The organism is Kitasatospora sp. NPDC002551 (assembly GCF_040296005.1).
GTDB lineage: Bacteria > Actinomycetota > Actinomycetes > Streptomycetales > Streptomycetaceae > Kitasatospora.
This window is the reverse complement of sequence record NZ_JBEOWI010000020.1, coordinates 69,529-94,047: the sequence shown is the minus strand read 5'-3', so window position 1 is coordinate 94,047 and position 24,519 is coordinate 69,529. Positions and strand designations below refer to the sequence as shown.

The following is a 24,519-nucleotide window of genomic DNA, read 5'->3' as shown; positions in this document are numbered from 1 at the left end:
AAAGCGCGGCCAACGTGGTCAACGCGGCCTACGCCCGCCACCGGGTAAGGCACTTGGTCTCGCCGGTCCCGAAGGCGTCCTGGCCCGCCATCTGCACGCGGGCCCGGGCCGTCACGCAGCCGTGGCCGGTGAGCAGCACATCGGCGAAGGCGGAGTCCACGTGTCCCATCCGCCAGGTCGTCACGGTGTTGTCGATGGCCCGTTCGCCCTCGACGGTGACGATGGCGGCGGCGGTGTCGCCCGGATCCGGATTGAGGCCCGGGGTGGGAAAGAACCGGGGCCAGGCGCCGGCGCAGTGCGACGAATACATGAGCGAGACCGTGCCGAGCACGGTGCCGACCGGCAGGACGCTGCCGTGCAGGCGGGCCTCCGCGCGCAGGGTGACCGGGGCGGAGTCCAGGATGACGGCGTCGGCGGTGCAGCCGGCCAGCTTGGGGTTGGTGCCGTCCTCGATCTCGACCGGCGGGGTGGTCGGCGCGGCCGGTACCGGCCGCAGCAGCCAGCCGGTCGTGCCGGCGCCGAGTACGAGGGCGAGGAGCAGCGCGGCGAGCGCCGTCGCCCGGCGGCCGGGCAGCCGGCGGAAGCGGCGCCTCGGGCTCGCGCCGTCCGGCTCCGACGGCTCCGACGGTTCCGGGTGTTCCGGGTGTTCCGGGTGTTCCGGATGCTCCGGTTCCGCCGACGGGGCGGCGTCCGGTTCCGGCGCCGCGTCAGCGTCAGCGGGGGCCGTCCTGGTGCCGGCGGCGGCCAGCTGCTGGTGCAGGTGCCACCGGGCCTCCCACGCGCCGCGGTCCGCGCCGCACGCCTCGACGAACGCCAGGGTCACGGCCAGCGTGGGCAGGCGTTCGCCACGGGCCGCGTCGGAGACGACGGTGTGCGAGTAGTGCGCGCGGGCGGCGATCCACCGGTAGGACGGACTTCCCGCCTCCCGCCGCAGCGCACGGAGCGCGTGGGCGAACGCCTCGACGGGCCCGGCGTCCGGGTCCAGCGGCCGTTCCGGTCGTCCAGGCCTTCCCATGACGGTTCGCCCCCTTCGGGATTGTCCGGACCGCCGTGGCGTCGCGCCCTGCCACCGCTCCCGCGTGATTGTCCGGGACCCGACGGCATTGCCGGACAACTTCCTGACCAGAGTAGATAGTTGTGCACCCCCTGTCCGCCCCGCCGGCGGCCCGGGTCCGGGTGCGGGACGAGATTTCGGAGGGCGTGATGGGTCGTCACGAGAAACCACTGGATCCGGCGGCCGGTCCCGTCGAAGGCTTCGCCGCCGAGCTGCGGGCCCTGCGCCGGTCGGCCGGCTCCCCCGTCTACCGGGCGATGGCCGCGCGGGTGCACACTTCGGCGAGCGCCCTGTCCGCCGCCGCCTCGGGCGCCCGGCTGCCCACCCTGCCGGTCACCCTCGCCTACGTCCGCGCCTGCGGCGGCGACGAGCGGGAGTGGACCGCACGCTGGCACGCCACGGCCCGGGTGCTCACCCCGGCCCCGGTGCCGGCCCCTGGACGGCCGCCGTTGCCGCCACCGCCCCCACCGGCGCCCTTGCCGGCCCGGAGGCACTGGGCCGCCTGGGCGCTCGCCGCGGGCGCCCTGGGCACCGCGGCCGCGCTCGGCCGCGGCAGCCGGCGGCAGGTGTCACGGCCGGCGCCCGGCGGCGCCGTTACCGCGGCTCGCCGGTGAAGCCGCCGTGGAAGGTGTACGCGGACCTCGGCCGGCGGGCCGCGATCCGGAGCAGGACCCACCGGCCCTGGCTGGTCTTCACGCAGATGCTCTGGTCTGCCCGCAGCACGTCGAAGTCGACCTTGCCCTCGACGAGCCGGGTCCTCGTCGAGCAGTTCGGGACGTCCGCGTCGTCGATGATGCCGAGACCCTGAGCAGGTTGTCGTCGCCCACCGTGATGTCCGCGATGCCCGTCAGGTACCGGTCGTGGTCGTGGACCGCGGGATCCGGAGTCGCCGGGGCCGGGGAGCCCCTGCGGTACGGCTCGGCCCGGACGGGGTACGGGACGCCGCCGGGGCCGCGAGGGCGAGCGCGGCCAGCGGGCAGAGCGCGAACTGGACGACCGGCCGCTGGTACCGGCCGGTCGCCGCGGTCGCCGGGCCTTCCGGGTCCGGCGGACCGCCGGTCCCGCCCGCGCTGCCCGGACCGTCCGGCACCGCTTCCCTCCCGCTCCGGCTGGCCGTCCTCCCTTGAGTGTGGCGAACCGACGGAACCCGGCCACCTGCTCCGGGCGACGAGTCAGCGAAGTCTTCGCGGCGCCGGGGTGACGGGGCGGCCGTGGAAGGCGACGGTGAGGCGGGGGCGGCCGAGGGCCTCCACGCCGGTGGCGGCGAGGGCGGCCCAGCTGGTGCGGCCCGTCGGGGTGGGGGCGTCCTCCGGAAGGTGCCAGCCCGGCGGGAGCGGTTCACCGGCCCGGAGGGCGGCGAGGAGGGGGACGACGCCGTCGGCGGGCCGCGTGTACGGGTCGGCGGACGGTGGCGTGCGGCGGGTCAGCGCGACGGCGGCGAGCAGGACGGCCTCCACCTCGTCGCGGGGACGCGGCCGGACCACCCGGACCATGCCGTGCCGGTCGATCTCCACCCGCGCGGTGAGGAGCATCCGCACCAGCGCCGTCTCGGCCACCCGCCACGGCCCGCCGCCAGGTAGGCCAGCTCATGGATCGTCAACGCACGGACCCGCAGGTCCCGTCCGTCATCCACGCCGCACCACTCCCCCGCGCACCCGCCCCCGGCCGGTCTTCGCCAGGCTACCGGGGCCGACGGGTGGACACGGATCGTTCGGGGCCGGAATCCTTCCTCTGGTCCCCCGCGGTCCGCCCATCCCGCCCCACCCCACGACGAACGGAGCCCGCGTGCAGGCAACGCCCGCCGATCCGAGCACCCCCGACGGCTTCCTCACCCCCGTCGAGCGGCTCTTCGTCCGCAACCACCTCGGGCCGCCGCCCGAACTCGACGCCTCCTCCTGGACGTTGACCGTCGAGGGCCTGGTGGAGCGACCGCTCTGGCTGGACCTGTCGGCGCTGCGCGGGCTGGCCCGGACGAGCCTGACCGCCTTCCACGAGTGCTTCGGCAGCCCCGCGCGGCCCGACGTCCCGACCCGCGCGGTGGCCAACCTGGAGTGGTCCGGCGTCGCGCTCGCGGACGTCCTGGACCTCGCGGTCCCGCGCCCGCAGGCCCGGCACGTCTGGTTCGAGGGCGCCGACCGCGGCGCCTTCGCGGGCGAGAGCGGGCTGGCGTACCTCAAGGACCTCCCGCTGGAACAGGCCCGGGAGGACGTGCTGCTGGCCGACACCGTCAACGGCGAACCGTTGCCCGTCCGGCACGGCTTCCCGCTGCGCGCGGTGGCGCCCCGGATGTTCGCCACCAGCTCGGTGAAGTGGCTCACCCGCGTGGTGCTCGCCGACCACCGGCCCGAGCACCTGTTCACCACCCGCCTGTACACCCGCGTCCCCCCGGGCGGCGGCGCGCCGCGTCCGGTCCGGGAGGTCGACGTCAACAGCAAGCTGCTCGCCCCGCACGACGGCGGGCAACTCCGCGCCGGGGCGTACGAGGTGACGGGCCGGGCGTGGAGCTTCGATCCGGTCGTCGCGGTGGAGGTCGCCGTGGACGACACCGGCTGGCGGCCGGCGCTCCTGCGGCCGCGCGGCCCGCACCCCGTCTGGCAGCGGTTCACCCTGCCCTGCCGGCTCTCCCCCGGCCCGCACCGCGTCCGCTGCCGCGCCACCGACGCCCGGGGGCGCGTCCAGCCCCCGTCCGGCGCCCGCAACGCCGTCCACACGGTCGAGGTGCTGGCCCTCTGAGCCCGGGGCGGCTAGCGGTGCCGCTCGATGACGGCGGTGCCGAGGTCCAGGTCGAGACGTGTGCCGGGCGGGGCGCCGGTGTGGTCGTCGTCGCGCAGGGCGAGTTGGGTCCGCCGCTGCTCGCTCTGCACGCGCTTGTTCGCGTTGAGGAAGGCGTGGAACTCCTCGGTCGCGGTGGCGCCGAGGCCGGGGCCGCCGCCGCTCGGCGTTCGGGCCGCCAGCCGGCGGGCCAGCCGTCCCGGCCGGCCCGACCGCACCACGACGTGCCGGGCCGCCGCCAGGGTGAAGGGCACGATCACCAGCGCGGCCATGAGGAGCAGACCCGACATCATCACCATGTCCGCCCAACGCCCGGTGCCGGCGGCTTCGTTCCCGGCCGGGATCAGGCCGGTCGCGCCGGCCCGGGGCCGGTCGTCTCCAGATCGTGGACCAGAGCGAGGCCCCGTAGGGTGACAGCCGTGTCGGGATGGTCGTCGCCGAACCGCTCGCGCTGGATTCCGAGGATCGCCTCGTACGCGGCCCTGGCCGCTTCCCGCTCTCCCAACTCGAGCAGCACCAGGGCGAGAAGACCGCGGGTGGGAAGGCCGGCCAGGTACGCGTCCCCCCACCGCTCGCGCTCAAGGGCGACAACCTCCTCCAACTCGGTCCGGGCCGCCTCCGACTCCCCCATGGTGACGAGCACCACAGCAAGGTTGTGGCGGGTGACGAGCGTCTGAGGGTGCGCCTCGCCCATCCGGACCCGTCGGATGGCGAGAACCGCCTCGTACTGCTCCCGGGCCGCCTCCAGCTCCCCCAGATCACAGAGGAGTTGGGCAATCGCGGCGCGGGTGGCGAGCGCTGCGGGATGATCCTCGTCGAGGCGGCCCCGCCGGGCGGCGAGGATCGCCTCGAACTCGGCCCGGGCCGCCTCCGACTCCCCCAGGTCCCGCAGCACCAGGGCCAGGTGGTGCCGGGTGGCGAGCGTCGCGGGATGGTCCCGGTCGAACTCCTCACCCTTGGTGGCGAGGATCGCCTCGAACTCCGCGCGGGCCGCCTCCAGCTTCCTCTGACCGTAGAGGATCCGCCCGAGTTCGTGCCGGGTGGTGAGGGTGAGGGGGTCGGAGTCGCCCAGGTGGTCCCGCCGGATCACGAGGAGGCTCTCGAACTCGACCCTGGCCGCTTCCAACTCCCCCACACCGGTCAGGACCAGAGCGAGTTCATGACGGGTGTGCAGGGTGATCGGATCGGTGTCGCCGACCCGCTCGCGCTCCACGCCGAGAACCGACTCCAGCTCCGCCCGAGCCGCCTCGAACTCCCCCAGGTCCCGCAGGACCGCAGCGAGATGGTGCCGGATGGCGACCGGAGACGGCTCGGTGTCGCCGACCCGCTCGCGCTCGAAGGCCAGGAGTTCCTCGAACTCCGCCCGGGCCTGGGTCAGGAGGCCTCCGACATGGAGGTACCGGGCCGCCAGGTCGACAGCCTCGGTGAAGTCCGAGAGGTCGGTGAGGCGCCCGGGCTCGACCCGGTGGAAGCTCTCCAGGATGTGCGGGGCGAGGAGTCCCCAGACCTCCCAGGACTCGGGGTCCTCCGGTATCCCGGTCTCGTCCGCGAGCCCCGCCTCCGTCAGGACAGCAGCCGCGATGGCACTCGCCTCGGGTGTCCGCGAGGCGTCGCGGACCAGGGGGTGCAGGCGCAGCACGGGGAGGGTGTCGGGAACAGCGTCCGGGAGATCGATCAGGCCGAGGGTGGCGAGGGCGGTGAGGTGTTGCCACAGGGCCGGGCCGTCCAGTTCGGCGAGCGGCCCGGCGTCGGTGAGGCGGTCGGGGGTGAGGAGGAGGGTGTAGGGCAGGTCGGCGTCGGCGAAGGAGGCGATCAGCTCCAGCAGGCGCCGGGCGTGGGTGTGGCCACGCTGTTCGAGCAGGTCGAGGGACATCGCCCAGGTCCGGGACAGGGCGTGCTCGGGGTCCAGGCCCTGCGGGCGCTCCTCCCACGCCCGCCGGTAGTCGGCGTAGGTGGTCGGGGTGCCGGGTGCCCGGAAGGGCGCCGGGGTGCGGGCCGCCTCGGTGAGGTAGGCGCCGGCCAGGTAGAGGGCGAGCGGCAGGCCGCCGAGGCGGGCGGCGAGGGTCTGGGCCTCGGCCCCGGTGCCGGCGGTGTCCGGAGCGTGGTCGCGCAGGACGCGGGCGGCGTCGTCGAGGTGCGCGCCGGTGAGGGGTTGCAGCGGGTGCAGCCGGGCGAGCGGCCCCCAGGTGGCGGGGCTGCTCTCGCGGGTGGTGACCAGGACGGTGCCGCTGCCGGGGGCGGGGCGGATCCAGCCGGTGCCCGCGTTCAGCGCGCCCGGGCCGTCGAGCAGGGCGGGGTCGTCGGCGTTGTCGACGACCAGCAGCCACGGCGTGTCCAGGCGGGCCAGCCGGGACCAGAGGACGTCGGCGGTGTCACCGCGTTCGAGCTCCTCGGACCCCGCCCCGGCCCGGCGGGCGACTGCGCGCAGCGCGGCCTCCAGCGCGGGACCGTTGCGGGCCTCGACCCACCACACCCGGCAGCCCGCCTCGGCGCGGCGGGCGGCGAGTTCCAGCGCCAGGGCGGTCTTGCCGCAGCCGCCCATCCCGCACAGCACCAGCAGCCGGTCCCCGGCCGGCGCGGCCTCCAGCCGGGCCAGCACGTCGGCGCGCCCGCGCAGCGGGCGGCTCGCGTCCCGCCGGCCCAGGGGCGGCGCCACCGTCACCGGGACGGTCTGCTCGACGGGGTCGGACGCCCGGATGACGACGTCCGCGCGCCCGGCCTGGACGACGGTGCCGTGCACCGTGCTGTCCGTCAGCCGGTTGCGCACGCGCGTGGCGCCGTCGTCCCCGTAGTCCCCGTTCACCTGTTGCCCCCCACCGCCCCGTGCGATCCGCCGCCTTCATCTTCGCCCACGGCGGCGCCGCCGCGTGCAGCGGGTGCGGCGCCGCCTGGGTGGCGGTGGTCGACCGCTTCGATCACCGGCGCACCCGACCGCGCGCCACCCGAACGGCGGTCGTGCGAGCGGCGCGCGGGTCCCGTTGCCCCGGCGCGCGTCCGGCGGTGGCTCCAGGTTCACGCCGCGGACCGACCGGACATCCCCGGCGCGGCGGCGGGGCGGGGCTAGCCTGTGCCCATGGTTGCGAACGACACGCAAGAAGTAGCCATCGGCGACGCGGAGTTCGTCAGCGGCCCCGCGCTGATCCTCCGGTCCCTCGCTTCCGGCCCCGACCGGGAGGCCGTCGTCACCGCCGACGGCTCCCGGATCACCTCCGGCGCCTTCGCCGCCGCCACCTACCGCCTCGCCCACGAGCTGATCGCCCGGGGCGCCGCCCGCGGCACCACCGTGACCCTGCTGACCGGCAACACCGCGGAGGCGCTCGCCGCCCGGTACGCGGCCGGCCTCGCGGGCGCCCGGGTGGTGACCCTGTACGACGGCATGAGCGCGCCGGTCCTGGCCGAGATCACGGCGAGCGTCGACACGACCCTCCTGCTCGTCGACGCCGAACGGCATTCCTCGGCGGCCGAGTTGCTCCCGCTGATCGACGTACCCGCCGTCCTCGCCCTCGGCCCGGGGCCGGACGCCGGCTCCGGCACGGCCATCGGCGAGGACGTCGTCGCGGCCTCCGCCCACCGCCCCGCCGAGCCGCCGGACGTCCGGGTCGGGCCCGGGGACGACCTCGGCATCCGCCACACCGGCGGCACCACCGGCATCCCGAAGGGCATCCTCAGCCTGCACGGGCCCTACCGCCGCGCCTTCGACGCCCCGATCGGCAGCGATCCCGCCGACGGACCGCCCCGGCTGCTCGCCGCCACCCCGCTGGCCCACCTCGCCGGCATCCTCGCCGACCTGACCCTCCAGCGCGACGGCACGGTGGTCCTCCAGCGCTCCTTCGACCCCGGCGCGGTCCTGGCGGCCGTCGACCGTGAACGCATCACCGACCTCTGGGTGCTGCCGCCGCTGCTCCACCGGCTGCTCGACCACCCGGCGGTCGGCCGCACCGACCTGTCCAGCCTGCGGCAGGTCCTCTACGGCGGCAGCGCCGCCTCGCCGACCCGGATCCGCGAGGCGCTCACGGTGTTCGGGCCGGTCCTGGCCGGCATCTACGGACTGTCGGAGGCGCAGCTGATCACCGTCTTCCCCCCGCGGGAGCACGAACGGATCCGCCGGGGCGGGCCGATCCCCGTCGGACGGCCCGTACCGGGCGTCGAGGTGGCGATCCGCTCACTCGACGGCACCGACCTTCCCACCGGCGAACAGGGCGAGATCCACCTGCGCTCCGACACCGTCATGGCCGGGTACTGGAAGCGGCCCGACCTCACCGCCGCGGTGCTGCGCGACGGGTGGCTGAACACCGGCGACGTCGGCCGCTTCGACGGGGAGGGCTACCTCTACCTCTCCGACCGGACCAAGGACCTGATCATCGTGGTCGGCGGGCACGTCTACCCCTCCGAGGTGGAGGACCTCCTGCTCACCCACCCGGCGGTCTCCCGCTGCGCGGTCTTCGGGATCCGCGACGACCAGGAGGCGGAGCACGTCCACGTCGCCGTCGTCCCCGCCCCGGGGCAGCGGCCGCGGCTGGACGAACTCCGGGCCTTCGTCACCGCGCGCAAGGGCCGGATCTTCGCGCCGGAGGTGCTCCACCTCGTCGACGAGATCCCGCTGACGCCCGTCGGCAAGCCGGACAAGAAGCGCCTGCGCGCGGCCTGCTCGGTCTGAGAGCACGCCTCGGTCGGCAGGGAGCGGGGCCGGACGCGGGTCAGGCCCAGAGCTGGTCGCCGAGGGCGGTGCCCTCCGGGGCGCCGGGGAGGACGTAGGCGACGGCGGAGGCGGTGTGCTCGACGAAGGGGTTGAGCGCGTCGCGCTCGGCGAGGCGGTTCTGGACGCGGGTGAACTGGCCCGGGTCGCGCACGAAGGCGCAGAACAGCAGGCCCCGGTCGCCGGGGGCGTCGTCGTAGCTGTAGCCGCGGCGCAGCATCCGGGCGCCGCCGTCGAGGCGGGGGCCGGTGAGGCGGACGTGGGCGGTGACCGGGATGACGTAGGCGCCGTCGGGGTGCTTGGCGTAGAGGTCCGGCTCGTCGCGTTCGGCGGTGCCGGTCAGCGGGGCGCCGTCGCCGGCGCGGCGGCCCATGGCGAGGTCCTGCTGTTCGCCGGGGAGGGCGGCGAAGGCGGCGGTGTCCATCCGGATCCGCCGGTAGACCAGGACGGTGGCGTTCTCGTGCGGCCCGGGCGGGCCCCAGACCCACTGCCGGGAGGCGTCCTCGTCGGGGTTGGCGGTGCCGTCCTTGAAGCCGAACAGGTTGCGGGGCGTGGTGCCCGGGGCGGTCCTGGGCAGGAAGCCGGACTGCGCCCAGCGGGGCGTGGCGCCGGCGCTCCGGGCGGCGGTGGTGGCGAGTTCGGCGACGACGGCCAGCGTCCAGGGGTCGTCGGCGCACAGCTGGAGCAGCAGGTCGCCGCCGCCGCGGGCGGCGTCGAGGCGGTCGCCGGGGAAGGCCGGCAGTTCGGCGAACCCGGCGGGGACGGCGAGGGCGAGCCGGGCGGCGAGGGCCGGGCCGAGGCCGACCAGGGAGGTGAGCCGGGGCGGGCCGCCGTCGGCCCGCAGCCGCGGGTCGGGGGACGCGCCGGCGGCCGAGGCCAGGGTGCGGGTCCAGGCGGCGAGCAGGGCGCGCAGGGCCTCGCGGTCCGCGGCGGCGGAGGTCACCGGGAGGTCGAAGGCGAGCAGTCTGGTCGCGGGGAGCTGGGGGGACGTCAGCCCGGCCTGCCGGACGCCGTGGAACGGGATCGGCGCCTCGGGCGGCGGCGCACCGGTGGCGGCGCCGGCCCGGCCCGGCGCGCGGCCGCCGTCCGCCAGTTCGCCGACCGCCGCGCCGACGCCGGCGGCGAGCACCGCACCGGCCGCCAGCAGCGCCCTCCGCCGCCCGACGCCGGAGGCCGCGGCGCCGGCGGAGGGGTTCGAAAGCGACGGGTTCTCCGGTTCGGTGGGCATGCGCCCTATTGGAGACGATAGAACACGTGCCATGCAAATCACGTTTCCTGATCGTCAGTCACCCCGACGGGCAGCCGTCACGACCGCCGTGGCCGTCGCACTCGTCCTGGCGGCCGCCGGCTGCTCCTCCTCCGGCCCTGCCGCGGAGGACGCCAAGCACCCGGACGGGAACGTGGTCCGGGTGCCGGAGGACTTCCCGACCGTCCAGAAGGCGGTGGACGTCGCGCGCGAGGGCGACACGGTGCTGATCGGCCCCGGCACCTACCGGGAGAGCGTGCGGGTCGCCAAGCGCAACGTCGTGGTGCGCGGCACGGACCGCTCCGCGGTGGTGTTCGACGGCGGGCTGAAGCTGCCCAACGGCATCACCGTGACCGGCCCCGGCTCGGTGGTGGAGAACCTCACCGTCCACGGCTACCTGGCCAACGGCGTGCTGTTCACCGGCGTGACCGACGAGAAGCTGCAGCAGCGCGGCGCGGGCGGCTCGGCCTACGACCCGCTGGACACCGCCCGCTTCCCGCCCGTGGAGGGCTTCCGGGCGACCCGGGTGACGGCGTACAACAACGGCCTGTACGGCATCTACGCCTTCGACGCCCGCGCCGGGGTGATCGAGGAGTCCTACGCCTCCGGGCACGCCGACTCCGGGATCTACGTCGGCCAGTGCAAGCCCTGCGACACCCTGGTGCGCGGCAACACGGTGGAGCGCAACGCGGTCGGCATCGAGCTGACCAACGCCTCGGACAACCTGTCGATCCTGGGCAACCGCGCGGCGGGCAACCGGGTGGGCGTCACGGTGAACTCCAACGACCTGGAGGCGCTGGCCCCGCAGCGCGGCGCGGTGATCGCGGGCAACGTCGTCGTCGACAACAACGCCGCCGACTCGCCCCAGCAGGCGGACGGCGGCTTCGGGATCGGCATCGGGATCGGCGGCGGCACGGCGAACCGGGTGGAGCGCAACCTGGTCCGGGGCAACCGCGCGGCGGGCGTCATCGTCACCGACCCGGCGGGCCACCCCGCGAGCGGCAACCGGGTCGAGGGCAACCAGGTGGACGGCAACGGCGCCGACCTGGTGCTCGCCTCCGTCGACCCCGGCAACTGCTTCAGCGGCAACCGGCCGGGCACCCAGCACCCGGACGGGCTGGAGACCGCCGCGGCCTGCGGCACAGCCGCCCGCGGGCCGCTGCCCGCCGGCCGGGCGGCGGCGGTGCAGGCGCCGCCCGGCATGCCGTTCAGCCAGGTGCCGGCGCCGCCCGCGCAGCCGTCGCTGCCCGACCCGGCGGCGCCCGCCCGTCCGGCGACCGGCCTGCCGGGGGCGGTGGACCCGGGCGCCTACCCGCTCCCGGCGGACCCCGGCGCGGTGCCGCCCAAGCCGGCGGGCTGACGGGCCGGCGGGCGGTCCGCCGGGCCGGCCGACCGCCGGTGAACCGGTGTCAGCCGGTGAGCCAGGGGGCCTCCGGGAGCTTGGCGGTGTCGTCGCGCCCGCCGAACCCGACCGTGGCCGGTGTGCCCAGCCCGGGCATCCGCATCGTCAGCTTCCGCAGCCCGCCGTCGCCGTCCACCCAGTAGGTCAGCGGCGAGCGCTCGCCGTCGGGTGCGGACCCCTGGGCGCGGGGGCCGGCGAACCGGTCGTACTCGCGGCCGTCGAGGCGCTCGCGGCCGAGCCAGCGGGCCCCGGACTGGGCGAGCAGCAGCGGGTTGTCGGGCCGGTCGGCGCCGAGCTCGGCGATCAGCTGGAGGCCGGCGTCCAGCGGGTCCGCGGTGTAGGTGCGCGGGGACCAGCCCTGCCGGGGTACGCGCTCGGCCTGCTGCCAGGCCGGACCCTCGGTACCGGCCGGTTCGGGGGCGAGCCCCAGGCCGCCGGTGTCCCAGACCACCAGACCCCGGTCGAGCGGGCCGCTCGGCCCGGTGACCTGGTAGCGGCCGGCGCCCCGGCGGGTGCGGTAGTCCACGACGCCCTCGACGCGGACGTCGACGCCCCCGCCCTCGGCGGCGGTGAGCGTCACCGCGACCGGGCTGGCCTGGAAGAGGTTCAGCCGCGTCAGGGCCAGCCGGGAGGCCTCGTCGACGGTCACCGGACGCTCCCCGGGCTCGTCGGAGGCGGCGCGGTAGGCGACCAGTCCGCCCGCGGCGGCGGCGCACACCGCGAGGGCGACCAGGCTCCGGAGCCAGAAGGTCCGGCGGCCCGGCCCGGGGGGTGTGCTGCGGGGGGCGGCCTTCGGCTTCCGGGCCATGCGTTTGCCTTCTCTCGTCGTTCGGTCACAACACACGGGCGGGTCCGGGGACCTGAGGTCCCCGGACCCGCCCGCTCGGTACCGGCCTCTCGGCGACGGTACCCGTCCGGACCGCTGCGGGCCCGGACGGGGGTGGGCTACCGGAGGCCGGCTACCCCTGCTGGGCCCTGCGGCGGCGCGCCAGCAGCACGAACACCGCACCGAGGACGGTCAGCGTTCCCGCTCCGGCCGCCATCACCGGGATGCCCTCGTTCGCACCGGTGTTGGCCAGGTGCCCGGGGGCGGGAACCGGCGCGGGCGGCGTCGCGGCCGGGGACGGCAGCGTCGGAGCCTGGGTCGGCGTCGGGGTGGGGGTCGGCGTCGGCGTCGGCGTCTCGGTGGGCGTCGGCGTCGGCGTCGGGGTGGGCGTGGCCGTCGGGGTCGGCGTCGGCTTCAGCCGGTTGACGGCCGTCACCTCGACTCCGGCGGCCAGGTTGTCGGCGGTCAGCGCCAGCGGGCCGAACACCGTGGTCTCCGGCGCGGAGTAGCCCTCGGGCGGGCTCACCTCCTGCCAGTAGTACGACCCGGCCACACCGCTGCCCTTGCAGATGCCGTCGGCCCCGGTGGTGCAGGGCTCGCCGACCTTCGCGTCGGGCTTGTCACCGGTGCTCTGCAGCCCGGTCGTGCCGTTGGTCTCCTTCCAGAGCTGGAACTTCGCGCCCGCCAGCGGCTTGCCGTCCTGGTCGTGCTTGACCAGGCGCAGCGCGCCCTCCTGCTGCCGGAAGCCGAAGTCGTAGGTGTGGTCGTTCTCGCCCGGCCCGCCGGTGGTCAGCGCGCGCTCGGCGTACTGCCCGCCCGCCGGGACGACACCCTTCGAGTCGATGAAGGCGTTGTCGCCGACGTCCGCGTCGGTCGGCACCCACTGGTAGAGGGGACCGCCCTTGGCGTAGTCGGCCGCGTTGTCGAGCCGGACGGTGTACTTCGTGCGCGGCTTGAGGCCGCCCGTGACGTTGGTGTCGTCGAAGTAGTACTCACCGCGATCGGTCGTCCTGGTGGTGCCGACGAGCTTCCCCGTCCCGTCGTAGAGGTTGACGGTCGCACCGGGCACCGGCTTCTGCCCCGGGCGCTGGATACCGCTGCGCTCGGGGTCGTACCAGACCCGGTTGCCGATCTGGAGCGGGGCCTGGTCGCAGAGCACCTCCAGGTCACCCATCGAGGCGCCCTTGCCGAACGGGTCGGGTCCACCGGGCGGGGTGAGCCGGAAACCGAACTTCGGGTCCTGCTTGCCGTCCCGCTGGAGGAACGACGTGCCGTACCCGAGGGCCTGGTGGTTCGGGTCGAACGCGGAGGTCGCGATGGTGCTCTCGACCTTCGAGTCGGCCATGCCCGCGAACGCCGTGTTGCGGTGTCCGCCCCAGCTGGTGTCGAAGAAGCGGGTGCCCCGGGGGGACAGTCCGCAGCCCTCGTTGGTGTCCATCACGTACTTGCCGTTCGCCGGGCAGGCCTTGTTCAGGTCACCACCCGACATGACGGCGGAGTACGGGACCCCGTCCGGCGCGCGGTCGGCGAAGCGGTCGCGGAAGGCCAGCAGCATCGAGCCGTCGGTCTCGAACGCGATCTCGCCCAGCTCGGGTTCGGGCTGGGCGAGCATGGAGGTGCCGCACGCGTTCCCGTTCTGCGAGGTCGGCCAGCTGTCGGTCCACGGGAACCAGGCCGCGCCGTCGCAGGGGCCGCCGCCGACGGTCGTCTGGCGCGGGTAGTCCAGCTTCTCGTTCAGGATCGCCGCCGAGAAGGCGCCGGTGGCGAGGTCGAACGGCAGCACGACCGCCCGCAGGTCGGACGCCTTGCCGGTCGACTGGCCCGAGCAGACACCGCCGAGGAAGCCGGTGCCGTCCTGGAGGCCGAGGCCGAACGGACGCCAGTCCCCGGCCGCCGGGCAGCCCGGGTCCGGGATCGGGTAGACGGCCTTCGGCGCGGACGCCGTCGGCACGGTGGCGTTGTAGCGGTAGAGCTTGCGGTCGTTGAGGTTGACGACGAAGAGGTCCTTGCCGTCGTCCGTGACCTTGATGCCGCCGAGGCTCTCCTTGCCCGGCACCCCGATGAACCCGTCGTCGGTGCCGCCGCCGTGGGCGGTGGAACCGGCGTTCGGGACCGTGGTGAACAGCGTGGTCTGCTTCGAGGCCACGTCGGTCACGTAGATCCCGCCCGCGCCGCCGGGACCGTAGTCCGTGGAGCGCTTGGCGACCGCCGAGGAGAACACCCGCCGGTCGGCCTTGTTCCACGCGATGCCGTAGAGCGTGCCGGTCTCGGCGTTGGTGGCGATGTTGGTCGCCCGCGCGTCCTGGCCGTCCTGGCCGCGCGCGTTGTACGGGAAGGAGACCAGCGTGCGCTGGGTCCCGCCCTCACGCGAGGCCGCCTGGCAGGTCGTCACCAGCGTGGCGTTCTTCTGGCAGTAGTCACCGGGGTACCACAGGCCGGTGAGCACCGCCGCGTTCTTGCCGCCCGAGACGTCGACGAACTCCTCGTTGCTGCTGAGCTGGTTGGGCGCTCCGCCGAGACCCTCGCGCGAGGCGAAGGCCGGGTAGAGCGTGCCCGGCTTCGGGTTCACCACCTGGACGCGGTACTTGCCGCCGGTGAGCTTGGTGCCCGGCGTCAGCGTCACCGTGCCGTCCGCCGCCGTGGTGCCCTCGACCCCGGCGCCCGTGTCGTCGGTGAGGGTCACCTTGACGCCGGCCATACCGGGCTCCAGCCCCGGCGTCCAGACTCCGTCGGTGTCCACGGCGCGGATCACGTGGACCGTCACCGTCCCGTCGGCCGCCTGCGGGAACGCGGCCGGGGCGGTCAGCAGCGAGCACGCCCCGATGCCGAGGAGCAGCGCCGCGGCGCCCCCCACGGTACGGCGGCCGGGCAGGCCGGGCCGCCGCCGCTCCGGGCCGCGAGCGGCACCGGATTCCTGATCACGTGTCGTCGTCATCCCTGCTCTCATTGTCAGTTGGGCCTTCCGCCCGGACCCCGCGAGGACGTTCGCGTGTGGCTGAAAGCCGCCATGGTTAATGGGAGCTTAAAGGGACTTCACACAAGTTCGCAGGAAAACCAGGAACTTTGGCAGCAGATCAGACGTTCCGATGGACTGTGCACCCATCGTCGCTGATGGGACGTCAGATCCCGGATGTCGGGGCGAGATCCTCGGCGAAGCCCGCGAGTGCGCGGCCGTCCCCGGTCGCGGCCGGGGCGGCGACGGGTTCGGGGAGGGCGCGTTCGTCGACCACGGCCGTTTCGCCGGACAGGCCCCGCATCCGCACACGGATCCGGACGGCGAACGGAGCGGCGCGGCCGGCGCCTCGAAGATCCACGGCCGGGACTGCGGCGGCACCCGCCGACGGCGCCGAACGGGGCCGCGCCACGGGCGCTTGTGTGACGCACCGTCAAATCTTCGGGGTACGGCGGGAGTTCAACCGTCGCACCCTTGACCGGTCGAATCCTTGCAGTAGTCTCGCCACCCGGGCCCGGGGAATCGGTTTCCCCGCTGCTCCCTCACGCGTTCCCGCTCACGATCCGGATCTACGGCTGGGAGTTCACAGCGATGACGGCGGCAACCGGGATCAACGCTCGCTTCGCGTACCGCGTCTACCACGCGCTCCTGCGCGCCGAGGACGGCCGCGCGGATCCGGCGGAGGTCGCCCGGGGGCTCGGCGCCGGGCCGGAGGACGTCCGGGAGGCCGTGGACTGGCTGGCCGGACAGGGCCTCCTCGACCGGGATCCGGACACGCCCGTCGATCCGCCGCAGCGGGTGCTGAGACGGCTGGTCGCTGACCAGCGGGAGCGGCTGGCCGAGTTCGCCCGTGCCCAGGACCTCCTCTCCGACCTGACCGCCGGACTGCTGACCGCCTCGGCCGGCGCCGGCGGGAGCCCGGCCGTCGAGGTGGTCGAGTCGCGCGAGCAGTTGCACCGCCGGCTCGCGGAACTGCACGCCGCCGGCCGCTCCGAGGTGGCCGTGATGCTGCCGGACGCGGCCGAACCGGAGCCGCTGCAGCCGTGCCTCGACGAGGACGTGGAGCTGCTGCGGCGCGGCGTCCACTACCGGCTGGTGGCGCCCGCCTCGGCGCTGGGCAGTCCGGCCGTGGTGGAGTACGTCAACACGCTCCAGGAGGCGGGCGCCGAGATCCGCACCGCCGAGTCGCTGCCGCTGCGCATGGTCATCGTCGACCAGGAGCGGGTGGTCACCCGCTCCCAGCTGGAGGGGCCGCGCCGCAATCTGGTGATCGACGGCGGGCTGCTGGTCCAGCTGTTCACCCGGGTCTTCGAGCACAGCTGGTCGACGGCGGCGCCGTACACCCGGCTGCGGCGCGGCGGCGAGTCGGCGCCGGTGCTCTCCTCCGGTACGCACCGCCTGGTGCTGCGGATGATGGCCGCCGGGGCGACCGACAAGGCGATCGCCCGCCACCTCGGGTACTCCGACCGGACGGTGCGGCGCTTCGTCGCCGAGATCCTGCGGGTGCTGGAGACCGACAACCGGCTCACCGCCATGGTGCGGGCCACCCGGCTGGGGCTGCTGGAGCAGGAGCCCTCGCGGGCACCGGAGGCGGCGGCGCCCCGGGGCGCGTGATCCGCTGGCGTCCGGGGCGGGAATCGGGAAGGCTCGGGCCCATGGTCTCAGTAGTGCAGAACGTGGCGATCGACTGTGCGGACGCCTATGAGCTGGCCCGTTTCTGGAGCGCGGTGACCGGCCGGCCGCTGCATCCGGAGGACCGGCCGGGCGACCCCGAGGTCCAGGTCATGCTGGCGGAGGGTCCGGTCCTCTACTTCAACCAGGTGCCCGAGGCCAAGACGGTCAAGAACCGGCTCCATCTGTGCCTGCGTCCGGAGACCACCCGCGACCGGGAGGTGGAGCGGCTGCTGGGCCTCGGCGCCACGCTCGTCGCCGACCGCCGCAACCCCGACGGAACCGGCTGGGCCGTCCTCGCCGATCCCGAGGGCAACGAGTTCTGCGTGCTGCGCAGCGCGTCCGACCGGGCCGCCGGGGCGTCCTGACGGCCCCCTACAGCAGGCCGCGCTCGGAGGCGATCCGGGCGGCGTCGAAGCGGTTGCGCCCGTCGAGCTTGCGCATCGCGCCGGAGGTGAGATTGCGGACGGTGCCCGCCGCGAGGTAGAGCTCGCGGGCCACCTCCTTGACCGAGGCGCCGGTCGCGGTGAGCCGCAGGATCTCCCGTTCGCGCTCGCTGAGGACCTGCTCGGCGACGGCCGCCGGGGCGGCCGGACGCACCGCCGTGCCCACGCCCCGGCCGGCCGATCCGCCGCCGGCGGCGGCGTCCCGGATGGCGTCGACCAGGCGCGGGATCTTCGTCTGCTTGGGCACGACGCCGAGCACGCCCGCCGACACGGCGCGGTCCACCAGCGTCCGGGTGGGCCGCGCCGTCATGATGACGACCCGGCAGTCGGGCAGCCGGCGGCCCAGTTCCCGCACCAGGCGGAAGCCGCCCAGCGCGGTGCCCATCCCGAGGACCGCCACGTCCGGGCGCCGGCGCACCGCGACCGGGACGATCATCGAACTGCGGCTCACCGCGCCGACGACCTCGAAGTCCTGCACGGAGGCGAGCACTTCGGCGATCGCGTCCAGCGGCAGCAGCTGCTCGTCGGCTACCAGCACACGAATGGTCATCACTAGGTCTCCCCCGGGGTTCCCGTGCACGGAACTCGTGGTGATGAACGGAACTCATGGTGATCGTCTCGGCCGCGGGCCCAGTGTGCGACGGGCCGCGCCGTCCCGTCGACAGTCCGGGGCGTCCGGGTGCGGACATGTCCGCGCCAGGACCGCCGGGGCCGGCGGAACCGATGGGTCTACGCGTGTCATTCGGTGACCCCTCAACTTATCCCGGCTCCGGCGGCCGACCCGGCGCCCCGGGACAGGGACGTGACAAGTGTCAGTAAAAGCAGGTCAAAGCCTTGTCGCCGGTGACCGGGCAGGACCACGATGCGCACTGGTGATCGAATGCCGCGCGGGGCCCGTCCGCCCCGGCCGGCCCCCACGCACCCCTCCGTCCCCGTACCCGTCCGCCGCCCCGACAGCCGCCTGGCCGACACCTCCACCGCCCGTGCGCCGCCCGTAGGCCCCGACCCCTGCCCGCGCCGGCCGTCCCCGTCCGTCCGCGCGCCCCGACGCGCCCCCCGGCCGGGCGGCGGACCACGACCGAATCCGGCTCACCACGGATGCCCGAGGAAGAGGACATGCACACAGACCCTGTGGCCCAGGACCCGACCCAGGCCCTGGCCGTCGTCGGCATGGCGGGACGGTTCCCCGACGCCCCCGACGTCGAGAGCTTCTGGCGGCTGATGACGGAGCGGCGCGACGCCGTCCGGCCCGTGCCCGCGACCCGGTGGGACACCACCGCCCAGCTCGACCCGGAGCGCGAGATCCAGGCCGTCGGCGGGTTCCTCGACGACGTCGACCGGTTCGACGCCGCCTTCTTCGGCATCTCCCCGCGCGAGGCCGAGATGCTCGACCCGCAGCAGCGGCTGATGCTGGAGGCCGCCTGGCGCGCCCTGGAGGACGCCGGGACGCCCGCCCGGGCGCTGGCCGGCACCCGCACCGGCGTCTTCGTCGGGGCCGGCTGGCACGACTACGAGCACGTCGGACGCAAGAGCGGCAGCGGCGTCACCCAGCACACCGCGCCCGGCTACGCGCTGGACATGATCGCCGCCCGGGTCTCCTACTTCCTCGGCCTCACCGGCCCCAGCCTGGTCGTCGAGACCGGCTGCTCCTCCGCGCTGGTCGCGGCCCACCTCGCCGCCCAGGCGCTGCGCGCCGGGGAGGTCGACGCGGCGATCGTCGGCGGGGTCGCGCTGATGCTCGACCCGACCGCCTCGATCGGCCTCACCCACTTCGGCGGCCTGTCACCCGACGGCCGCTGCAAGGCCTTCGGCGCCGGCGCGAACGGCTTCGTGCGCGGCGAGGGCGTCGGCGCCCTGTACGTGAAGACGCTGGCCCGGGCGCTCGCGGACGGCGACCGGATCCACGGGGTCATCGCCGGCACGGCGGTGAACAACGACGGCGGCGGGCAGAGCGTGGTCGCACCCAGCCCGCTGGGCCAGGAGCGGCTGCTGCGCGACTCCTACCGGCGCTGGGGCATCCCGGCCGACCGGGTCGCCTACCTGGAGGCGCACGGCACCGGCACCTCGGTCGGCGACCCGATCGAGGCCGGCGCGGTCGGCAGAGTCCTCGGGCAGGCCCGCAGCGCGCAGGCGGGCCCGCTGCCGATCGGCTCGGTGAAGACCAACATCGGCCACCTGGAGGCCGCCGCCGGCATCCCCGGGCTGTTCAAGGCGCTCCTGTCACTGCGCCACGGGGTCGTGCCGCCGAGCCTGCACTCCGCCGAGCTCAACCCGGACATCGCCTTCGACGAGCTGAACCTGACGGTGGTCCGCGAGCCGCTGGCCCTGCCGGCCGACCGGCAGGTCTTCCTCGGGGTGAGCAGCTTCGGCTGGGGCGGCACCAACGCGCACGTGGTGCTGACCGGGGCGCCGCGCGCCGACGCCCCGGCACCGTCCGCCCCGGCGCCCGCCGGGGCGGACCGCGCGGTGCTGCTGCCGGTCTCCGCGCACACCGAGCAGGCGCTCGCCCAGCGCGCCCGCGAGCTGGCCGAGGTGCTGGACGCCGGCGCGGCCCCGCTCCCGGCGCTGGCCGGCACCCTGGCCTGGCGGCGCGACCACTTCCCGCTCCGGGCGGCCGTCACCGCCGCCGACGCCACCGGGGCGGCCGCGGGCCTGGAGCGGCTGGCCGCCGACCCGTCCGCCGCCGGCGCCGGGGTGCTGACCGGACGCGCCGCGCCGCGCGGCCGCACCGCCTTCGTCTTCCCCGGCCAGGGCTCCCAGTGGCACGCCATGGGCCGCGAACTCCTCGCCGCCGACCCGGTGTTCGCCGCCGTGATCGACCGCTGCGCCGAGGCCCTGGAGCCGTACACCGGCTGGGACCTGGTGGAGGTCGTCTCCGGCGCGGCCGGCGAGGAGTGGCTCACCCGGATCGACATGCTCCAGCCCGCCCTGTGGGCGGTCACACTGGGCCTGTGCGAGGTGTGGCGGGCGGCCGGCGTGGAGCCGGACGTGGTCGTCGGCCACAGCCAGGGCGAGGTCACCGCGGCCACCGCGGCGGGCATCCTCTCCTACCGGGACGGCGCGATGGTGGTCGCCCGGCGCAGCGCGATCGCCCGCCGCACCTCGGGCCGGGGCCGGATGCTGGCGGTGGACCTCTCGCTGGACGCGGCCAAGGCGGCGCTCTCCGGTTTCGAGGAGGGCGTCTCGCTCGCGGTGAACAACGGGCCGAACAGCTGCGTGCTCTCCGGGGACACCGAACTGGTGCTGGCGCTCAAGGAGTTGCTGGAGGCCGAGGGCACCTTCTGCCGGCTGGTCAACGTCGACTACGCCTCGCACAGCCCGCAGATGGACGCGCTGGAGGACGACCTGCTGGCCGCCCTGGGGACGGTGCGCCCGGGCCGGGGCGCCGTCGAGCTGATGTCGACGGTGCGGGTGGCCCCGCTGGAGGGACCGGAGCTGGACGCCCCGTACTGGGTGGACAACCTGCGCCGTCCGGTGATGTTCGCCGACGCTATGGAGCGGCTGTTCGACACCGGGGTCACCCATGTGGTGGAGATCAGCCCGCACCCGGTGCTCACCCCGGCGCTGGAGCAGCTGGCCGCGCAGCGGCCCGTCCCGCCCCGGGTGCTGTCGACGCTGCGGCGCGACCAGGGCTCGCCGGACATGGTGCGCGAGTCGATGGCGCGGGCGTACGTGAGCGGCCTGGAGCCGTTCGGCGCGCTGCCCCGGGACGCCTGGGCGCCGGTGCCGCCGTACCCGTGGCAGCGCACCGCGCACTGGGTGGAGCCGGCCCGACGGCGCACCGCGGGCGGTGCCGGGGAGGCGCTGCGGCTGGTGCCGTCGGTGACCGAGCAGGGCGCCTGGACGGCCGCGCTGGAGCTGGCCCCGGCGGACATCCCCTGGGTGCGCGACCACCGGGTGTACGACGCGGTGGTGCTGCCCGGCACGGCGATGCTGGAGCTGGCGCTGCGCACGGCGCTGGCCCGCACCGGCGGGGCGCACCGCACGCTCGCCGACGTCGCCCTGGAGCGCCACCTGACGCTCACCGACGAGCCGGTGACGGTGGCGCTGGGCTGGCGGGACGACGTGACGGGCGGCGGCAGCTTCACCCTCTCCTCGCTGGAGCCGGGCGCGCCGGGCTGGGTGCGGCACGCCTCGGCGCGGGTGCTGGCGGAGGACACCGCGCCCGGGGTGCCGGCCTTCCCGGAGCGGCTGCTCCGTCTGGACGCCGCCCCGGGCGCCGCGTTCTACGCGGACTGCGCGGCGCGCGGGCTGAACTACGGTCCGGCGTTCCGGGGCGTGCTGGGCCTGCGCGCGGACGCCTCCCAGTGCCTGGCCGAGGTGCGGGCGGCGGACGGCCTGCTGGTCGGCGGCCACCCGCACCGGCTGCACCCGGCGGTGTGGGACGCGGCGCTCCAGGCGTCGGTCCCGCTGTTCCCCGGCGAGGAGGCGGCGGTGCCGGTCGGGGTCCGGCGGGTCCACCTGCACCAGGACCTCGCGCGCCCGGTCACCGCGCTGTGGTCGCACGCGGTGCGCCGCGGCGGCGGCGAGGAGGTCGACCTGTTCCTGTTCGACGCGCAGCGGCGGCCGCTGCTGAGCCTGCTCGGGCTGCGGATGCGGCCGCTGGCGGCCTCGGCCGACCCCGGCGCGGCGGACGCGGAGCGGATCCACCGGCTGGAGTGGCTCCCGCAGGACCGCCCGGAGGCCGCCGGGGACGCGGCGTCCGGCCGCTGGGCGGTGTGCGCGGCGGACGCGGTCGGCGGCCCGGCGGCCTGGGCGCGGGCCGGTGAGCTGGCCGAGGCGCTGGAGGCGCTCGGCGGCGCCTCGCTCGCCCAGGTGGCGGACGGCGCGGCGGCGGAGCGCGAGGAGGTGTGGGCGGAGCGGCTGGCCCCGGTCGACGGGCTGACCGGGGTGGTGTTCGTGGCGCCGCGCGCGGACGCCGGCCCGGCCGCCCAGCGCGCCGGCCTGCTCGCGCTGGCCGCGCTGGTGCGGGCCTGCGCCGCGCGCCCGCTGGTGCCGCGGCTGGCCGTGCTGACCGCCGACGCGCAACTGCCGCCCTCGGCGCCCGGGGAGGGCGATCCGGGCGCGGCCCTCTACTGGGGCTTCGGGCGGGTGCTGCGCCGTGAGCACCCGGAGCTGCGGCCGGTGCTGGTGGACGTGGACGGCGCGGACGCCGGCTGGGCGGCGCGGTGCGCCGCCGAGCTGGCCGCCGGGGACGGCGCCGACCAGGTGGTGCTGCGCGGCGGCGGGCGGCTGGTCGGCCGGCTGGTGCGCGGTGCGGCGACGGCGGACGCCCCCGCGGAGCCGGCCCGGCCGGCCTGGCGGGCGGGCCCGGCGCAGCCGTTCCGGCTCGCGCCGGACCGTCAGGGCGTCTGGGAGGGCCTGGCGTTCCGCCCGCTGGAGCGGCGCGCGCCGGGCGCCGGGGAGATCGAGATCGCGGTCTCCTCGGCGGCGCTGAACTTCATCGACGTGATGAAGGTGACGGGCACCTACCCCGACCCGTCGGCCGACGCCCGGCTGCTCGGCCTGGACGGGGTCGGCGTGGTGACCAGGACCGGCGAGGGCGTCTCCCGCTTCGCCCCCGGCGACCGGGTGGTCGCCTGCGCCGGCGGCGGCGCGCTGGCCACCCACTGGACGGTGCTCGCCGACCACGCGCAGCCCGTCCCGGCGGGGCTGGGCGACGAGGACGCGGCGGCGTTCCCGGCGGTGACCGTCACCGCCTGGTACGGGCTGCGGCACCTGGCCGCGCTCGCGCCCGGCGAGACGGTGCTCGTCCACTCGGCGGCCGGCGGCCTGGGCCTGGCGGCGATCGAGGTGGCCCGGCTGCTCGGCGCCGAGGTGCTGGCGACGGCGGGCACCGAGGAGAAGCGCGCCCACCTGCGCGGGCTGGGCATCCGGCACGTCTTCGACTCCCGGGACCTCTCCTGGGCGGAACTGGTGCGCGAGGCCACCGGCGGGCGCGGGGTGGACGTCGTCCTCAACTCGCTGACCGGCGCGGCGATCCCGCTGGGTCTGGAGGTCCTGGCCGAGGGCGGGCGGTTCGTCGAGGTCGGCAAGGCCGACATCCACGGCGGGCGCACCCTGGGCCTGGAGGCGTTCCGCAAGGGCATCAGCCTCTCCTCGCTGGACCTCGCGGGCGTGATCGCCCGCCGGCCGGCGCTGTTCACCCGGCTGTTCGCCGAGGTGTGGGAGCGGGTGCGTGCGGGCGAGCTGCGGCCGCTGCCGGTGCTGCGCCGCCCGTTCGCGCAGGCCGCCGGGGCGCTGCGGGAGATGGCGCGCGGCCGGCACATCGGCAAGTTCGTGCTGTCCGACCCGGCGACGGTCGCCTCGGTGGCGCCGGAGCCGCTGCGCGACGGCCGGTTCCGCGGCGACGGCACGTACCTGATCACCGGTGGCCTGGGCGCGCTCGGCCTGTCGCTGGCGGAGTTCCTGGCCGAGCGGGGCGCGGGCCGGCTGGCGCTGGTCGGCCGGTCGGCGCCGAACGGGGACGCGGCGGCCCGGATCGCGGCACTGCGGGCGCGCGGCGTTCCGGTGGAGACCTTCGCGGCGGACGTCGCCGACCCGGCGGCGGTGCGCCGGGTGCGCGCGCAGCTGCCGCCGCTGCGCGGCGTGGTGCACGCGGCCGGCCTGCTGGACGACGCGACCGTCCTCAACCTGACGGCGGAGCGGCTGCACCGGGTGCTGGCACCCAAGGTGGACGGCGCGGTCAACCTGGACGCGGTGACCGGGGACGACCCGCTGGACTTCTTCCTGCTGTTCTCCTCGGCGGCGGCGCTGTTCGGCAACGCCGGGCAGGCGGCCTACGCGGCGGGCAACGCCTTCCTGGACGCGCTGGCGGTGGCCCGGCGGCGGCGCGGACGCCCGGCGCTGAGCGTGCAGTGGGGGCCGTTCGACGACGTCGGCCTGGCCGCCGCGGCGGACAACCGCGGCGCCCGGCTGGCGGAGCGCGGCATGGCCGGGTTCTCCACCGCGGAGGCGTGGCGGGCCCTGGAGGGCTTCCTGGGCGGTGACGAGCCGGTGGTCGGCTACGTCCCGATCGACCTGCGGCAGTACCTGGAGGCGTACCCGGACACGGTGACGCTGGAGAGCTGGAGCGGGCTGCGCGAGCTGGCCAGGGACGGTGGCGCCGGCAGCAGCGCGGGCGCGGCCCTGCTCGCCGAGCTGCGCGCCGCGCCCGCCGAGCACTGGCCCGGGCTGCTGGAGGCCACCGTGCGGGAGCTGGCGGGCCGGGTGCTGCGGCTGGACAGCGGGACGATCGAACGGGACACGCCGTTCAAGGCGCTCGGACTGGACTCGCTGATGGGCCTGGAGCTGCGCAACCGGCTGGAGGCGGCGTTCGGGCTGCGGCTGTCGCCCACCCTGCTGTGGACGTACGGCACGCCCCGGGCGCTCTCCGCGGTGCTGGCGGAGCGGCTGCTCGGCGGGCAACCCGGCGAGGGCGCCGACACGGCGACGGACGGCGAGGGCTGAGGAC

At 75.9% G+C, this 24,519-nt stretch carries 16 protein-coding genes and 1 pseudogene; 7 read left to right on the top strand and 10 right to left on the bottom strand.

Annotation, left to right across the window (positions count from 1 at the left end):
• Positions 1 to 28: 28 nt before the first annotated feature.
• Positions 29 to 1,015 carry a helix-turn-helix domain-containing protein gene (locus ABT093_RS18880; protein WP_350565598.1) on the bottom strand — a complete coding sequence of 329 codons (987 nt, stop codon included), beginning with the start codon at positions 1,013 to 1,015 and terminating at the stop codon, positions 29 to 31.
• A gap of 188 nt (positions 1,016 to 1,203) precedes the next feature.
• On the opposite strand from ABT093_RS18880, the gene ABT093_RS18875 reads away from it, so the two are divergent.
• The gene (locus ABT093_RS18875; protein ID WP_350565596.1) at positions 1,204 to 1,668 is read left to right on the top strand and encodes a helix-turn-helix domain-containing protein; all 465 of its coding nucleotides are present in this window, start codon (positions 1,204 to 1,206) and stop codon (positions 1,666 to 1,668) included.
• On the opposite strand, the gene ABT093_RS18870 is transcribed toward ABT093_RS18875, so the two are convergent.
• Together ABT093_RS18870 and ABT093_RS18865 are read right to left on the bottom strand one after the other, a co-directional pair.
• Complete coding sequence (locus ABT093_RS18870; RefSeq protein WP_350565594.1) at positions 1,649 to 1,777, bottom strand: hypothetical protein; 129 nt, start codon at positions 1,775 to 1,777, stop codon at positions 1,649 to 1,651. The genes ABT093_RS18875 and ABT093_RS18870 overlap by 20 nt on opposite strands.
• 449 nt (positions 1,778 to 2,226) lie before the next feature.
• Entirely contained in the window at positions 2,227 to 2,610 is a 384-nt protein-coding gene (locus ABT093_RS18865; protein ID WP_350565593.1) for a hypothetical protein, read from the bottom strand.
• A 229-nt stretch (positions 2,611 to 2,839) separates the two neighbouring features.
• Between ABT093_RS18865 and ABT093_RS18860 the strand changes: the two genes are divergently transcribed.
• Positions 2,840 to 3,787: a molybdopterin-dependent oxidoreductase gene (locus ABT093_RS18860; RefSeq protein WP_350565591.1), complete on the top strand. Its 948-nt coding sequence runs from the start codon at positions 2,840 to 2,842 to the stop codon at positions 3,785 to 3,787.
• Positions 3,788 to 3,798: 11 nt separating this feature from the next.
• Here ABT093_RS18860 and ABT093_RS18855 read toward each other — a convergent pair whose 3' ends face one another.
• Positions 3,799 to 4,125 carry a DUF6191 domain-containing protein gene (locus tag ABT093_RS18855; RefSeq protein WP_350565589.1) on the bottom strand — a complete coding sequence of 109 codons (327 nt, stop codon included), beginning with the start codon at positions 4,123 to 4,125 and terminating at the stop codon, positions 3,799 to 3,801.
• A 44-nt stretch (positions 4,126 to 4,169) separates the two neighbouring features.
• On the bottom strand, positions 4,170 to 6,629 hold the full coding sequence (locus ABT093_RS18850) for a tetratricopeptide repeat protein (RefSeq protein WP_350565587.1): 2,460 nt from the start codon (positions 6,627 to 6,629) through the stop codon (positions 4,170 to 4,172).
• 270 nt (positions 6,630 to 6,899) lie between these two features.
• Between ABT093_RS18850 and ABT093_RS18845 the strand changes: the two genes are divergently transcribed.
• Positions 6,900 to 8,483: an AMP-binding protein gene (locus ABT093_RS18845; protein WP_350565585.1), complete on the top strand. Its 1,584-nt coding sequence runs from the start codon at positions 6,900 to 6,902 to the stop codon at positions 8,481 to 8,483.
• Positions 8,484 to 8,523: 40 nt separating this feature from the next.
• On the opposite strand, the gene ABT093_RS18840 is transcribed toward ABT093_RS18845, so the two are convergent.
• Positions 8,524 to 9,750: a Dyp-type peroxidase gene (locus ABT093_RS18840; protein ID WP_350565584.1), complete on the bottom strand. Its 1,227-nt coding sequence runs from the start codon at positions 9,748 to 9,750 to the stop codon at positions 8,524 to 8,526.
• A gap of 88 nt (positions 9,751 to 9,838) precedes the next feature.
• On the opposite strand from ABT093_RS18840, the gene ABT093_RS18835 reads away from it, so the two are divergent.
• Positions 9,839 to 11,128, top strand: coding sequence for a right-handed parallel beta-helix repeat-containing protein (locus ABT093_RS18835; RefSeq protein WP_350565582.1), 1,290 nt, complete (start codon positions 9,839 to 9,841; stop codon positions 11,126 to 11,128).
• A gap of 49 nt (positions 11,129 to 11,177) precedes the next feature.
• On the opposite strand, the gene ABT093_RS18830 is transcribed toward ABT093_RS18835, so the two are convergent.
• From ABT093_RS18830 to ABT093_RS18820, 3 genes and pseudogenes are all read right to left on the bottom strand, one after another.
• Complete coding sequence (locus ABT093_RS18830) at positions 11,178 to 11,978, bottom strand: hypothetical protein (protein ID WP_350565580.1); 801 nt, start codon at positions 11,976 to 11,978, stop codon at positions 11,178 to 11,180.
• Between the two features lie 520 nt (positions 11,979 to 12,498).
• Positions 12,499 to 13,170: pseudogene (locus ABT093_RS40995) on the bottom strand (SdrD B-like domain-containing protein); the annotation flags it as partial.
• A gap of 1,945 nt (positions 13,171 to 15,115) precedes the next feature.
• Positions 15,116 to 15,310, bottom strand: coding sequence for a hypothetical protein (locus tag ABT093_RS18820; RefSeq protein WP_350565577.1), 195 nt, complete (start codon positions 15,308 to 15,310; stop codon positions 15,116 to 15,118).
• A gap of 230 nt (positions 15,311 to 15,540) precedes the next feature.
• Here ABT093_RS18820 and ABT093_RS18815 point away from each other — a divergent pair, with 230 nt between their 5' ends.
• Together ABT093_RS18815 and ABT093_RS18810 are read left to right on the top strand one after the other, a co-directional pair.
• The gene (locus tag ABT093_RS18815; RefSeq protein ID WP_350565575.1) at positions 15,541 to 16,563 is read left to right on the top strand and encodes a LuxR C-terminal-related transcriptional regulator; all 1,023 of its coding nucleotides are present in this window, start codon (positions 15,541 to 15,543) and stop codon (positions 16,561 to 16,563) included.
• A gap of 41 nt (positions 16,564 to 16,604) precedes the next feature.
• Positions 16,605 to 16,988 (top strand): VOC family protein, encoded by a 384-nt coding sequence (locus tag ABT093_RS18810; RefSeq protein WP_350565573.1) that lies wholly within the window; start codon positions 16,605 to 16,607, stop codon positions 16,986 to 16,988.
• A gap of 7 nt (positions 16,989 to 16,995) precedes the next feature.
• Here the strand turns inward: ABT093_RS18810 and ABT093_RS18805 are convergent, their stop codons facing one another.
• Positions 16,996 to 17,616 carry a response regulator transcription factor gene (locus ABT093_RS18805; RefSeq protein ID WP_350565571.1) on the bottom strand — a complete coding sequence of 207 codons (621 nt, stop codon included), beginning with the start codon at positions 17,614 to 17,616 and terminating at the stop codon, positions 16,996 to 16,998.
• A gap of 566 nt (positions 17,617 to 18,182) precedes the next feature.
• Here ABT093_RS18805 and ABT093_RS18800 point away from each other — a divergent pair.
• Entirely contained in the window at positions 18,183 to 24,515 is a 6,333-nt protein-coding gene (locus ABT093_RS18800) for an SDR family NAD(P)-dependent oxidoreductase (protein WP_350565569.1), read from the top strand.
• The last annotated feature ends 4 nt before the right edge of the window (positions 24,516 to 24,519 follow it).